The sequence below is a fragment of the Pseudomonas sp. LBUM1670 genome (assembly GCF_059695695.1).
This window is the reverse complement of sequence record NZ_CP166783.1, coordinates 2,259,453-2,273,216: the sequence shown is the minus strand read 5'-3', so window position 1 is coordinate 2,273,216 and position 13,764 is coordinate 2,259,453. Positions and strand designations below refer to the sequence as shown.

General features: G+C 59.3%; 13 protein-coding genes. 5 read left to right on the top strand and 8 right to left on the bottom strand.

The window, feature by feature from the left end; all coding sequences use genetic code 11:
* Positions 1 to 25 precede the first annotated feature (25 nt).
* Positions 26 to 982 carry an alpha/beta hydrolase gene (locus ACA073_RS10345; RefSeq protein WP_497403174.1) on the top strand — a complete coding sequence of 319 codons (957 nt, stop codon included), beginning with the start codon at positions 26 to 28 and terminating at the stop codon, positions 980 to 982.
* Between the two features lie 3 nt (positions 983 to 985).
* Here ACA073_RS10345 and ACA073_RS10340 read toward each other — a convergent pair whose 3' ends face one another.
* The 3 genes from ACA073_RS10340 to ACA073_RS10330 form a co-directional block, all read right to left on the bottom strand.
* Complete coding sequence (locus ACA073_RS10340; RefSeq protein WP_497403173.1) at positions 986 to 2,800, bottom strand: ABC transporter ATP-binding protein; 1,815 nt, start codon at positions 2,798 to 2,800, stop codon at positions 986 to 988.
* Between the two features lie 159 nt (positions 2,801 to 2,959).
* Positions 2,960 to 3,556, bottom strand: a complete 597-nt coding sequence (locus tag ACA073_RS10335) for a DUF6338 family protein (RefSeq protein WP_497403171.1) — start codon at positions 3,554 to 3,556, stop codon at positions 2,960 to 2,962.
* A 169-nt stretch (positions 3,557 to 3,725) separates the two neighbouring features.
* Positions 3,726 to 4,754: an AraC family transcriptional regulator gene (locus ACA073_RS10330; RefSeq protein WP_497403169.1), complete on the bottom strand. Its 1,029-nt coding sequence runs from the start codon at positions 4,752 to 4,754 to the stop codon at positions 3,726 to 3,728.
* A 167-nt stretch (positions 4,755 to 4,921) separates the two neighbouring features.
* Here ACA073_RS10330 and ACA073_RS10325 point away from each other — a divergent pair, with 167 nt between their 5' ends.
* The 3 genes from ACA073_RS10325 (at position 4,922) to ACA073_RS10315 (ending at position 6,942) form a co-directional block, all read left to right on the top strand.
* A complete protein-coding gene (locus ACA073_RS10325) occupies positions 4,922 to 5,773 on the top strand; it encodes a 3-hydroxybutyryl-CoA dehydrogenase (RefSeq protein WP_497403167.1) in 852 nt (283 codons plus the stop codon).
* On the top strand, positions 5,760 to 6,362 hold the full coding sequence (locus tag ACA073_RS10320) for a TetR/AcrR family transcriptional regulator (protein ID WP_497403165.1): 603 nt from the start codon (positions 5,760 to 5,762) through the stop codon (positions 6,360 to 6,362). Before ACA073_RS10325 ends, ACA073_RS10320 begins: the two co-directional genes overlap by 14 nt.
* 166 nt (positions 6,363 to 6,528) lie before the next feature.
* Complete coding sequence (locus ACA073_RS10315; RefSeq protein ID WP_497403163.1) at positions 6,529 to 6,942, top strand: VOC family protein; 414 nt, start codon at positions 6,529 to 6,531, stop codon at positions 6,940 to 6,942.
* Positions 6,943 to 7,086: 144 nt separating this feature from the next.
* Here ACA073_RS10315 and ACA073_RS10310 read toward each other — a convergent pair whose 3' ends face one another.
* From ACA073_RS10310 to gabT, 3 genes are all read right to left on the bottom strand, one after another.
* Positions 7,087 to 7,575: an Lrp/AsnC family transcriptional regulator gene (locus ACA073_RS10310; protein WP_090182530.1), complete on the bottom strand. Its 489-nt coding sequence runs from the start codon at positions 7,573 to 7,575 to the stop codon at positions 7,087 to 7,089.
* Positions 7,576 to 7,619: 44 nt separating this feature from the next.
* Complete coding sequence (locus tag ACA073_RS10305) at positions 7,620 to 8,276, bottom strand: HAD family hydrolase (protein WP_497403161.1); 657 nt, start codon at positions 8,274 to 8,276, stop codon at positions 7,620 to 7,622.
* 96 nt (positions 8,277 to 8,372) lie between these two features.
* Positions 8,373 to 9,665: a 4-aminobutyrate--2-oxoglutarate transaminase gene (gabT, locus tag ACA073_RS10300; RefSeq protein WP_497403159.1), complete on the bottom strand. Its 1,293-nt coding sequence runs from the start codon at positions 9,663 to 9,665 to the stop codon at positions 8,373 to 8,375.
* A gap of 272 nt (positions 9,666 to 9,937) precedes the next feature.
* On the opposite strand from gabT, the gene ACA073_RS10295 reads away from it, so the two are divergent.
* Positions 9,938 to 10,864, top strand: coding sequence for a 2-hydroxyacid dehydrogenase (locus ACA073_RS10295; protein WP_497403158.1), 927 nt, complete (start codon positions 9,938 to 9,940; stop codon positions 10,862 to 10,864).
* 125 nt (positions 10,865 to 10,989) lie between these two features.
* Here the strand turns inward: ACA073_RS10295 and ACA073_RS10290 are convergent, their stop codons facing one another.
* Positions 10,990 to 12,069: a tartrate dehydrogenase gene (locus ACA073_RS10290; RefSeq protein WP_497404040.1), complete on the bottom strand. Its 1,080-nt coding sequence runs from the start codon at positions 12,067 to 12,069 to the stop codon at positions 10,990 to 10,992.
* 34 nt (positions 12,070 to 12,103) lie between these two features.
* A complete protein-coding gene (locus tag ACA073_RS10285; protein ID WP_497403156.1) occupies positions 12,104 to 13,561 on the bottom strand; it encodes an NAD-dependent succinate-semialdehyde dehydrogenase in 1,458 nt (485 codons plus the stop codon).
* Between the last annotated feature and the right edge of the window lie 203 nt (positions 13,562 to 13,764).

The following is a 13,764-nucleotide window of genomic DNA, read 5'->3' as shown; positions in this document are numbered from 1 at the left end:
CAGTTTTTTGCCGGTAGACCACCCGATGCCCTCCGCCCCGCTCACACGTCTGCGCCGACGCTGGTTGCCATTGCTGTGCATGGCCGCGCTGATAGTCGGTCTGCCCGTGAGTTGCGGCGTGCTTGAGCACACCGAGCGCGAACTGTTGTTTCGTATCGAACCCGGCACGGCCGGCTGGTATCGCGGCTTGCCGAAGGACGTTCAGGAGTTCGACATCTCGTCTGCCAGCTTCAAAGGCGGGCAAAACCTGCATGCCTGGTGGTGGCCCGCCGCACGCCGTGATGCTCCGTCGATCCTCTATCTGCATGGCGTGCGCTGGAATCTGACAGGTCAGGCATTCCGCATCGAGCAATTGCGCGCCATGGGTTATTCAGTGCTGGCCATCGACTACCGTGGTTTTGGTCAGAGCAAAGGTGATCTGCCGTCGGAAGCCAGCGTGTATGAAGACGCCCGAGCCGCCTGGGAACGTTTCAAGACGATGCAACCCGACGCCAGCAAGCGCCTGATCTACGGCCACTCCCTCGGGGGCGCCGTGGCCATCGATCTGGCGGCTGACCTGGCTGCACAGGCGAAAAAAGACCGCGTTGCCATCCCGGTGCGCGGGCTGGTGATCGAGTCCACCTTCACTTCGCTGGGCGATGCCGTGGCGCAGGTGGCCGAAAACAATCTGCCGGTGAAATGGCTGCCGGTGCGCTGGTTGCTGTCGCAGAAATTCGATTCCATCGACAAGATCGTCGACATCGATATGCCGCTGCTGGTGGTCCATGGCCTGGCCGACTCTTTCATGCCCTCGCGATTCAGCCAGCAGTTGTTCAATGTCGCCAGCGAACCCAAACGCCTGCTGCTGGTGCCGGGTGGTACGCACAACAACAGCATGAGCCTGGGCGGCGCCCAGTATCGCCAGGCACTTGAAGGCTTGATGAAGGCATACCCACCGCAGATGGCCGGGCCGACGTTGACACGCGGCACTCAGGATTCCTGACGGCTATCGATAACCTTGCGCCTGCTGGTGGAACAACTGCGCGTAACGCCCGCCCGCCGCCACCAGGCTGTCGTGGTCGCCGCGCTCAAGGATCGCGCCCTGATCCAGCACGATGATGTGGTCTGCATTGCGCACACTGGAAAACCGGTGGGAAATCAGCATCGTCATGCGACCTTCGGTGTGCTCGCTGAAATGCTCGAACACCGCCGCTTCCGCCGCCGGGTCGAGGGCTGAGGTCGGCTCATCCAGTATCAGTATGTCGGCATCACGGCGCATGTAGGCGCGGGATAAGGCGATCTTCTGCCATTGCCCGCCGGACAGTTCTTGCCCGCCGGCAAACCAGCGGCCCAATTGCGTGGCATAGCCACGATCCAGACGCTCAATGAAAGGCGCAGCCATGCCCTCGGCGGCGGCCGCCTGCCAGCGCTGTTCATCGTTGAACGCCAGGGTGTCACCGACGCCAATGTTCTCGCCCACAGAGAACTGGTAGCGAATATAGTCCTGGAAAATCACGCCGATACGCCGGCGCAGCGCATCTTCGTCCCACGCCTGCAAATCGCTGCCGTCCAGCAGGATGCGGCCCTGATCCGGACGATAAAGCCGGGTCAGCAACTTGATCAACGTGGTCTTGCCCGAACCGTTCTCCCCCACCAGCGCCACGCTGTGCCCCGGCACGAGGTGGAGATCGATACCTTCCAGCGCCGCGCTGCTCGCGCCCGGATAGCGGAAACCGACCTTCTCGAAACGCAAACCATCCCCGGGCAGCGCACCCTCGGTGAGGTGCCCGGTATCCGCGACGACAGGCTCAGCCAGGTATTCATAAAGGCTCGACAGATAAAGTCCGTCTTCGTAGAGGCCACTGATGGCGCTCAAGCTGCTGCTCACCGCCGTTTGCCCCTGCTTGAACAGCACCAGATACATGGTCATCTGGCCGAGGGTGATGCTGCCGTGGACGGTGTCGACCACCACCCACGCATAGGCCAGGTAAAACGCCCCCGTACCCAGCAACCCCAGCACAAACCCCCAAGCATCCCGGCGCAAGGTCAGTCGACGGTCTTCGCCGTAGAGTCGCGCGAATGTATCGCGATACCGCTTCAACAGCAGCGGCGCGAAACCGAACAGTTTGACCTCTTTGATGTAGGCCTCGTGGGAGAGCAGCGTCTCGATGTAGTTCTGCTGCCGACTCTCCGGTGCGCGGCGGGTGAACAGCCTGAACGCATCCCCGGAGAAATGCGCTTCGGCAAAAAATACCGGTAGCGCACCAACCACCAACAGCACCAATGCCCACGGCGAAAAATGCACCAGCAAAACACCGAAGCTGATCAATACGATCAGGTTCTGGATCAGCCCCAGCGACTTCATCACCAGTGCCAACGGCCGGGTCGAAGCCTCGCGCCGCACCCGAACCAGCTTGTCGTAAAACTCCGAATTTTCGAACTGCACCAACGACAACGTCTGGGCCTTCTCCAGAATCATCGTGTTGACCTTCTGCCCCAACTGCACCCGCAACAACGACTGCTGAACCGACAAGGCCCGCTGGGTCCCGGACAGCAATGCGAGTACACCGGCTTCAAACAGTACGTAACGCACGACCGGCCACAACGGCGCACTACCCTGCTGCGCGTGCAACTGCATGGCGAAGACCACCGCATCGACAATGCGCTGGCCCAACCAGGCCGCCAGCGCCGGGAGCATGCCGGCAATCAGGGTTGCCAGCACCAGGCCCAGAAACAATCCGCGAGAGGTGGACCAGACAAGGAGTAAGGCCCGTCTGGCCTGGTCGAGTACTGAGGTGACGCGGGAAAGGCTCGCAGGCATGTTTATCTGCTGCGCTTGCGCGGTCGCTGTAATTCTCTTCTTGAAGGTGGAGGCCCGATTGGAATCACCAGTCCGGGGGGAGGAGGACCACCATTTTCCCATTCCTCCATTAACCGCCTCAGTTCAGGCGGCATTACGTTCGGCATTTTGCTCATTTGATCACCTTATTGTTGTGGCAAATTCGACCCACTGTACTTTTGAAGCATCAATAACAATAACCTTTGCCCTGACAGGCAATGGATTGTCGTCGCTATCAATCCAGCGAGGGAACTCGAGAACAAACTGTCCGTTTGCAGGCTCCGATGGCCATTCGCTTGGCCAGCCAAACAGGCGTTTCCCTCCGTTCAAATGCAATATCACGAAGCCCTGTCTGAATAAAAAAGCACTGTACCACTCGCTGGGGAACGAATTTTGAGTGGTGACTTTCAGCTTCCTGAGTAACACATGAAGCTTGTCACTGATCGCGAAGTGGCACGAAAGAAATCCCATCACCACCGCAATCACTGCTGACCATAACGTCTCCGATTTCTTGTCCCAGGCGTCAATTGAAAAAATGTGTTCCCCCGTTAAAAGCAGCAACGCTCCCAAACCGACAACCAGCGACTGAATCACAAACGTGAAAATCAGCGCCTGGACTATCTGTCCAAAGGTATCCGGGCGTTTGAACGCCGTGAGCGAGTAAAAAATCCAGGCTGCTAAAAAGCCGGGGAGCAAATACTGCAGTAACGGAATGACTTCCTTGACCAAGCTATCCATGCCATTTCCAATCCATTGAAAAATCGACCCGGAGCAAATAAATACAGCACCTCTACGGCCTGTGTCATCCACTGCTTCAGTGCGGTCGTCACAAGAGATTTCAGGACTACAAGCGGGACTACACGCGGAAAATCCTCCTACATTTAACAAAGAATAATTGGACAAAAACTCAATCTTGATCCGACGTCATGTGTTCCTGAAACCGCGCCCGATACCGCCCCGGACTCTCCCCTGTCCACTTCTTGAACGCCCGATGAAACGCGCTCGGTTCCTGAAAACCCAGTTGCTCGGCAATGTCGCCAATGCTGGCCTTGCTCTGCCGCAACCGTTCAAACGCAACCCCGCGCCGTACCTCATCCTTGATCTCCTGATACGAACACCCTTCCCGCTCCAGCTTGCGGCGAAAGGTGCTGGGACTGAGGTGTTGCTCCAGGGCGAAGGCCTGCAAGGTCGGCCATTGGCTGTAATGACAGCTGCGCAAACGCTGGTGGACCTGCGACGTGAGGCCATGCTGATTGCGGAATCGGATTACCAGCCAATGCGGCGCGGTGCGCAAAAACACTTTCAGCGAGGCCAGGTCCTGAACCACCGGCAGGCGCAGGTAGTGGCTGGCGAATTCGATTTCGGTGCGCTCGGCGCCAAAGGTCAGGTTGGGGCCCCAGAGCAAACGGTCATCGCTGAGGGCCACGCGCTCATGACGAAAATCGGCGCGATCGATGGGGATGCGCCGACCGCCCAGCCAGCACAACAGGCTGATCATCAGCACCAGAAACGTCTCTTCGCCCAAACGCGCAACATCATCGTTTTGCGCGCAGGTTTCCAGGCTGATGACCGCACGCTTGCCGCGTACCGTCAGCGTGCCGCGAAAATCGCGAAGGAACAGCGAAAAGTTGCTCAGGCACTGGCGCAGGGCTTTGTGCAGGTCGGGCTCCTGAATCAAGGCGCGGCAGATCAGGGCGAAACTGCCCGGTGGCATGCCGTGGGAATCGAGCCGGAAGAACTCGTCGTCGAGCTCACGGATCTGGATCAGCCACAGCGCGGCAAACGCGCTGGCCGGCACTCGCGCCAGCGGTTGCTCGATCAACGCAGGATCGATACCCGCTTGTTCCAGCGCAGCCCGCCGCTGCTGCGAATTGTCCCCCAGCCTATGGATCATCGCCTGCACAAAGTAGGCGGCCACCGAGTCCTTTTCCCGCATCTGAATGTTTCGCTCCCCAATCACCCGAATGGCAAAAAACACCAGCTCCGTTGAACAGTTTCGGCATAGGACAACCGTCCCGCCGGTTCTAGACTCGCGGCCAATAGTACGCCTTCGGCCGCTACGACGGCCAAGGAATCGCAGGGTTTGATCGGAAGGACGTGTACATGAATCTGCAAAACATTGGCGTGATCGGCGCTGGCACCATGGGCAACGGCATCGCGCAAGTCTGTGCCCTGGCCGGCTTCAATGTGACCTTGATCGACATCTCCGAGAGCGCTTTGCAAAAGGCAATCGCGACCGTCGGTAAAAACCTCGACAGGCAGGTCACCAAGGACACGCTGACCCAGGAGCAAAAGCTCGCCGCCCTCGACAAGATCCGCACCAGCACCGATTACGGTAGTTTGCAGAACGTGCAACTGGTGATCGAAGCCGCCACCGAAAACCTCGACCTGAAACTGCGCGTGCTGCAACAGATCGCCGCGCAGGTCAGCACCGAGTGTGTGATTGCCTCCAACACGTCGTCGCTGTCCATCACCCAGCTCGCCGCCAGCGTCAGCCAGCCTGAGCGTTTCATCGGCCTGCACTTCTTCAACCCGGTGCCGGTGATGGGCCTGATCGAAGTGATTCGCGGCCTGCAAACCAGCGACGCAACCCACGCGCTGGCGCTGGACATGGCCACCACCCTGGGCAAAACCGCGATCACCGCCGGCAACCGCCCGGGGTTTGTGGTCAACCGGATTCTGGTGCCGATGATCAACGAAGCGATTCTGGTGTTTCAGGAAGGCCTGGCCAGTGCCGAGGACATCGATGCCGGCATGCGCCTGGGTTGCAACCAGCCAATCGGCCCGTTGGCGCTGGCGGACCTGATTGGTCTGGACACCGTGCTGGCGATTCTCGAAGCCTTCTACGACGGCTTCAACGACAGCAAATATCGCCCCGCGCCACTGCTCAAGGAAATGGTCGCCGCCGGTTACCTGGGACGCAAAACGGGGCGCGGTTTCCATGCCTATGCCTGAGCGTTGCTCACGTTTTGCCGAGTACCGGGACAAGGTGCTGGAGCTTTTTGCCAGCAAGGGTTTCGGTCAGGTCGGCATACGTGAGCTCGCGACGTGCCTGGGGGTCGCCCCGGGCTCGTTGTATCACCATTACCCCAGCAAGCAGCACTTGCTGTTCGACCTGATCGAGGAGTTTTACGAAGAACTGCTGGCAACACTGGCCCGCATCGAACAAAAGGCTCCGGCAACACGCGACAGGCTCAACAGCCTGATCCGCGCGCACCTGAATCTGCATCAGGAAATGCCCTGGCATTTTCGTCTGGTGGAGCGCGACAGCTGTTGTCTGAATGACGAGCAGCAGGTGCGGGTTCGGCAACTGCGCGAGCAGTACGAACGCACATTGCTGCTGATGCTCGGAACCGAATTGCGCCTCAGCCAACCGGCACAACTCGCCGCCGCACACGCCATCGCCAACCTGTTCAACAGCGCGCCCTGCTGGCTGGCGCAGCATGCGCTGGAGGAAGAAGAGCGCGATGAACTGCTGGAAAATCTCGTCAGCGGGGCCATCGAGCGTCTATTGCGTCCTTCGGTGCCACGTGCAGTGGCCTGAAGCCGCTGTTTTCGCGAAGCCATAAGCCACGCCCTATCAATAGGAAAAACATCTAAACGAATTTTGCCAATCGCCCTCTCTAACGCTTTGCTAATGGAGTCCAATTGCCGCAGAGCCAGAGCTTGATCCCGCCTCCCTCTGCCTCCTTAATCACCGGGAGTAGAACATGAAAATCAATCCCTACCTCATCTTCAACGGCGACTGTAAAGCCGCGTTCACCTTCTATGCCCAAGCCCTGCAAGGCTCGCTCGACGTCATGATGACCTTCGGTGAAAGCCCGGCGCGCGAGCACTTACCGGCGGACTTGCACAACCTGATCATTCATACCCGCCTGTCGGTGGGCGATCAGGCACTCATGGGTTCGGACACCACACCTGATCGCCCCACGGATGACATGGCCGGTTGTTCGGTCTCGCTAAATGTCGACAACATTGCCGAGGCGGAGCGGGTTTTTAACGCGTTGGCGGAAGACGGCAGCGTACAAATGCCGCTGGAAGCCACCTTCTGGGCCGCGCGCTTCGGCATGCTGGTCGACCGGTTTGGTGTGTCGTGGATGGTCAATTGCGAAAAGGACCAGTGACCCCTGGAATCCTGCAAGAGCTGGTTTGTCGGATCGCCGCACCGCAGCGATGGCGGTGGGTCAGTCGACCTGTTTATTGACTGAACGGACGCTATCGCTAGCAAGCCAGCTCCTACAGCGGATTTCTACCGAAAAAATCGAAGTTCAATGCCGCAACAATTTCCGTAACGGCACCCCATCTTTAAGCACCGGAGACTTGATGACGATGTAACTGAAGTACTTGGAAATACCAATATTCTTGTCCAGCAAACTCTCAATCACTTCCTGATAATGCTGGATGCTGCGCGTCATGAAACGCACCAGATAATCGTAGCCACCGCTGATCAAATGGCATTCCAACACCTCATCCACCTGCCGGATATTGGACTCGAACTTGGCGAAGTCTTCGCGCTTGTGGTCGCTCAATGTAATTTCGGTAAAGACCGTGACCGAATCGGTGATCTTCGCCAGATTCAAATGCGCCTTGTAGCTGGAAATATACCCGGCCGACTCCAGCCGCTTTACCCGTTGCAGGCAGGGACTGGCGGACAACCCCACCGCATCGGCGAGGCTGACATTGGTCATGCGCCCGTCTTTCTGCAACTCGACCAGGATGCTGATGTCGATCCGGTCCAGTTTGACTAACCCTTCCATTGCGTACCTCTGACTGCCATCTGTAAGACAATCTTCTAGCAAGATCAGCGCCGTAATGAAAGCTGATGCTGGGCCACCAGATCCGCCATGCTGTTGATGCAGTAATCCCCCGCACAAGGTGAAGGGTTTTTTACCCGGCTGCGAGAGATCAGGCAGACGTCAGTGGTAGCGTCATGAGCAGCCGTTGCACGGGTCACTTGCAGGATATGCGCGGCTTCAAGTTCATTGTCTTTTAACCACTGCGGGTCGTGTATTGGATCGCTGGCCAGTGAAATAAAATCGTCGGGCACAATCCCCAGCCGCTCGCACAGCAGCGCTCGATCCTCGGCGTCCCGGTCCCCTTGCACCAGCAAGCGATAGAACTTGCGCAGGTACAACATCGCCCCGGGTGCATCCTCGAACAGCGACCAGCTGGCGACTGAACGGGCAAAGCTCATGCCCTCTTCCCAACTGGCTTTCAATCCCCAGCGTTCGGCCAACTGGCGATGGGCAAAACACAGCAAGCCACTAAAGCCTAGCTCTCCAAACCGGGGATAGAGTGCCGTTATTACCTCGGCATATTCAGCCAGCACCTGGTCCTTGTCCGGGTCACCACCCCGGCTGTCGAGCAACGGTTGTAATGCCGTCCAGACACCCGAATCCCGATCGACCAGTACCTCGTCGCAATCAATGAGCAGCACCCGATATTTAGTCAGCCCCATAGTGTGCCAAGCCTCCGATGATGCATTTCATCCGACCATGCTCCATAAACGCTCACGGGCGATGCCTCAAGGCACCGTCCGTGAGCGTGCATAAGCTCATATCAAGACGCGTGCCAATGCATCTTGCAGAATTTCCAGCGCTTCATCGACCTGCGCTTGCGTGGCCACCAGCGGTGCCAAAAAGCGCAGCACGTTGCGGTACACGCCGCATTTGATCACCAGCAAACCGCCGGCGCGGGCGGCATCGATCAAACGCTGATTCAAGTCGGCGTCCGGTGTGCGCGCTTGATCATTCTTGATCAGTTCGATCGCCAGCATGAACCCTGTGCCACGCACATCGCCGATTTGTGGGTAGCGGGTTTGCAACTGCAGCAAACCCTGGCGCAAACGCTCGCCCAAGGCTTCACCGCGCGCCAGCAATTGTTCTTGCTCGAAGGCGCCGATCACCGCCAGGGCCGCCGCGCAGGACAATGCGTTACCGCCGTAGGTGCCGCCCAGTCCGCCTGGCAGTGGTGCGTCCATGATCGCGGCTTTGCCGACCACGCCCGACAGAGGCAAGCCACCGGCCAGACTTTTCGCGACGGTCACCAGATCCGGCTGGATCCCGGCATGCTGGAAACCGAACCATTTGCCGGTGCGTCCAAACCCGGTCTGGATTTCATCAAGGATCAACACGATGCCGTGTTTCTCGGTCAGGGCCCGCAACGCCTGAAGAAACTCCACCGGCGCCGAGAGGAATCCACCGTCGCCCTGCACCGGTTCAATGATGATCGCTGCGACCCGTTCCGGCGCCACTTGAGTGGCAAGCAATTCGTCAAGCGCCTGCAGCGCCATGTCGCTGGTGACACCGCGATAGGCGTTCGGGTATGGCGTGTGAAACACCTCTGGCGCGAAAGGTCCGAAATTCTGTTTGTAGGGCTGACTCATGCCGGTCAGCGTGGTGCCCAGCAAGGTACGACCGTGGAAGCCGCCGCGAAAGGCAATCACCGCCGAACGGTTGGTGTGGGCACGGGCGATCTTCACCGCGTTCTCCACAGCCTCGGCGCCCGAGGTAAAGAACGCCGCTTTATAGGCTTCCTGACCGCCGATCATTTCGCACAGACGCTGGGCCAGATCGAGATAAGGTTGGTAGGCCACGACCTGGAAGCAGGCGTGCGAGACCTTTTGCAATTGAGCCTGCACGGCCTCGACCACTTTGGGGTGATTGTGGCCGATGTTCAGCACGCCAATACCGCCGACGAAGTCCAGGTAGCGCTTGCCGTCCACATCCCACAGCTCGGCGCCCTGGGCGCGATCGATCACCAACGGGTGAGCAGTGACCAGGCCACGCGGCACGAATTGATCGCGCTGACGGAGCAAATGAGGGGTTTCGTCAACTTTGCTATTCATGGCATTTCCCATCGTGAGTCCGGCAACCGGGAGGTGGTTGCGATGGGATTCAGGTTAAGGCTTGCGCGGAACCAACTACGCCGAACTTGGCCCCTGAGAAATCCGGATCAACTGTTTTCACCCCGCCAAACGGCAGATTCCTTCAGCCCGCCGAATCTGCCGGGACACGACGGATCGGACACTCTGAAAGCCGTTTAACCCGGCCCTTTCGACAGATCCTGCGTCAGCTTTACGCGATGATGGAGAGCACTTTCACTTTTCAGGAAAAGCCCATGGCCCTGCTCTATAAAGCTGACCCTGTGCGCGGCGAACAATGGAAAGCGCTGTTCGCCAAACACGCCCCGGATATCGAATGGCGCGCCTGGCCGGACATCGGCGACCCCGCAGACATTGAATACCTTGCCGCCTGGCAGGCGCCTGAAGATATCGAGACGGTGTTGCCCAATCTTAAAGTGCTGTTCGCCCTGTCCGCCGGGGTCGATCAACTGGACCTCGGCCGCCTGCCACCGGATTTGCCGGTGGTCCGCCTGCTGGACCCCGGCATCACCCGCGGTATGTGCGAGTACGCCAGTTTTGCGGTGTTGAGCCTGCACCGGGATATGCTGCGTTATCGCCAACAACAAGTGGCGCGCTGCTGGCAGGCACACCTGCGGCAACCTTCCTCCAGTCGCCGCATCGGCGTCATGGGTCTTGGCACCCAGGCCCGGGAAATTCTGAAAACGTTGCGACCTTTGGGGTTTGCGCTGTCAGGTTGGGCGCGCAGTCGTCATCAATTGCCCGGCGTGGAGTGCTATGCCGGCGATGCACAATTGCCCGCGTTTCTCAGTCAGTGCGACATTTTGCTCTGCGTGCTCCCGCTGACCGAACACACCCAGGGCATCCTCGACCGCCGGCTGTTTCAACAACTGCCGCACGGCGCCGCGCTGATCAACATGGGTCGCGGTGGGCATCTGGTGGAAAGTGATTTGCTGGACGCGCTGGACAGCGGTCAACTGAGTGGCGCGGTGATCGATGTGCTGCAACAGGAACCCGCGCCTGCGGATCATCCGTTCTGGGATCACCCGCAGATTCTGCTGACGCCGCACATCGCCGCGATGACGCAACCGGAAAGTGCGTTTGGGGTGTTGCTGGAGAATATTCGGCGGCATCAGAAAGGCGAGCCGATGGTGGGTGAAATCGACCGCACCCAAGGTTACTGACCAATACACATAACAACTGTGGGAGCGGGCTTGCTCGCGAAGGCGGAGTGTCAGTCAATATTGATGTTGACTGACACTCCGCCTTCGCGAGCAAGCCCGCTCCCACAGTTTGATTGATGGTGGGGTTAGAGAATGTCGGCGATGGCCTTGCCGACATCTTGCGTCGAGCCCTTCCCGCCCAGATCCGGGGTGATCGGCCCTTCGGCAATCACCCGTTCGATCGCCTGCAAAATCCCGTCGTGCGCGGCGCGGTAACGCTCATCACCGTTGCCCAGGAAATCCAGCATCAATGCCCCGGACCAGATCATCGCAATCGGATTCGCGATGTTCTTCCCATAGATATCCGGTGCCGAACCGTGCACCGGTTCGAACAACGAGGGGAAGCGTCGTTCCGGATCCAGGTTGGCCGACGGCGCGATGCCGATGGTCCCGGCACACGCAGGCCCCAGGTCAGAAAGAATGTCGCCGAACAGATTGGACGCCACCACCACATCAAACCGGTCCGGTTGCAGCACAAAACGTGCGCACAGGATGTCGATGTGCTGCTTGTCCCAGGTAATTTCAGGGTACTGCTCCGCCATCAGTGCGGTGCGCTCGTCCCAGTACGGCATGCTGATGGAGATCCCGTTGGACTTGGTCGCGGCGGTCAAGCGTTTGCGTGGCCGGGTCTGAGCCAGGTCGAAGGCGAACTTGAGAATCCGGTCGACACCGCGCCGGGTAAACACCGATTCCTGCAACACGAATTCGTGTTCGGTGCCCTCGAACATCTTGCCGCCCACCGAGGAATATTCGCCTTCGGTATTCTCGCGAATCACCACAAAATCGATGTCCCCCGGCTTGCGTCCGGCCAAGGGGCACGGCACGCCCGGAAACAGGCGGACCGGTCGGATGTTGACGTACTGATCGAAATCGCGGCGAAACTTCAGCAACGAACCCCAGAGCGAAATGTGGTCCGGCACTTTATCTGGCCAGCCCACCGCTCCGAAGTAAATCGCGTCAAACCCCTTGAGCTGTTCGAACCAGTCGTCGGGCATCATTTGCCCGTGCTCCAGGTAGTAATCGCAGTGCGCCCAGTCAAGCACTTCAATGCTCAAATCCAGCTGCCACTTTTTCGCCGCCTGCTCCAGTACCCGCAGCCCTTCCGGCAACACTTCCTTGCCGATGCCATCGCCGGCAATCGCGGCGATTTTGAATGTTTTACCCATCATTCATGCCTCGCAAAATGTCTGTGCAACCGGATCACAAACCACCGATGTGGAAGGCTTTGACTTCCAGGTATTCGTCCAGGCCGTACTTACTGCCCTCGCGACCCAGACCGGACTGCTTGACGCCGCCGAACGGCGCAACTTCCATGGAGATGAGGCCGGTGTTAAGACCGACCATACCGAACTCCAACGCTTCACCAAAACGCCATGAGCGGCGCAAATCCTGAGTGAAGAAGTAGGCGCCCAAGCCGTATGGCGTGGCGTTGGCCAGCGCGAGGGCTTCGGCCTCATCGGTAAAACGCATCAGCGGCGCCACCGGGCCGAAGGTCTCTTCGTTGGCCAGCAACATGCCCGCGTGAGCTTCGCCGAGCACCGTTGGCTGGACGAATTGGCTGTCGCCCGCGGGAATGCCACCGCACAGCAAGCGTGCGCCCTGACTCAATGCCTCATCAATGTGCCGGGCGACTTTGCTCACGGCTGCCGGGTTGATCAGCGGGCCGATGGTGACATCGGCGTCCAGGCCATTGCCGACTTTGAGCTTGCCGACTTCCTCCACCAGGCGCTGGGCGAAACGTTCGTAAATGCCATCCTGTACCAAAATGCGATTGGCGCAGACGCAGGTTTGCCCGGCGTTGCGAAACTTGCTGAGCATGACCCCGGCGACCGCCTGCTCCAGGTCCGCGTCGTCAAACACAATGAACGGTGCGTTGCCGCCCAACTCCAGGCTCAAGCGTTTGATGTGCTCCGCGCTCTGGCGCATCAGCAACCGGCCGACAGCCGTCGAACCGGTAAAGGAAATCTTGCGCACCGACGGGTTGCCGGTCAGTTCTTCGCCGATGCCGGCGGGCATGCCGGTCAACACGTTGAACACGCCGGCCGGGATGCCCACCCGTTCGGCCAGCACGGCCAGGGCCAACGCCGACAAGGGTGTCAGGTCCGACGGTTTGACGATGATCGGGCAACCTGCGGCCAAGGCCGGCGCGCATTTGCGGGTGATCATGGCGTTGGGGAAATTCCACGGCGTAATCGCCGCGCAGACACCCACCGGTTGCTTCAGCGTCATCAGCCGACGATCGCCGCTGGGGGCCGGTATGGTTTCGCCGTAGACCCGACGAGCTTCTTCGGCAAACCATTTGACGAAACCCGCGCCGTAGCGGATTTCGCCTTTGGCTTCGGTGAGGGGTTTGCCTTGTTCGCAGGTCATGATCAGCGCCAGATCGTCGAGGTTGTCGATCATGGCTTGATACCAGCGTTCCAACAGCGCTGCGCGCTCCGTCGCCGGACGGGCGCGCCAGGCCGGCCAGGCTTTTTCGGCGGCCTCGATGGCCCGACGGGTTTCTCCGCCTTGCATCGCTGGGACACGGGCAATTAATTGGCCGTTGGCCGGGTCGATGACGTCGAGGGTTGCTGCGTTGTCAGCGCCGATCCACTGTCCGTCCACATAAGCGAGTTCTGCCAACAGGCTGGGGTCTTTCAAACGATTCTTGAGCATGGTCGAGTCCTGATCCGAGACAGGCTTCAGTCTAGGGAGGTGTGCGTGGAAGAGGATGCTGAAAGGGGCGTTTGGGCGGTGTTGGATGCTGAAAATCGGGGTGGGACGGCAGGCTCTACTCTCTGCTGAGGGATTGGGCTTTTTTGGATGTGTGTGTATCCGTTTCTGCGGTAACGGCGGCTATTGGTTCCGCCCTGACGGCG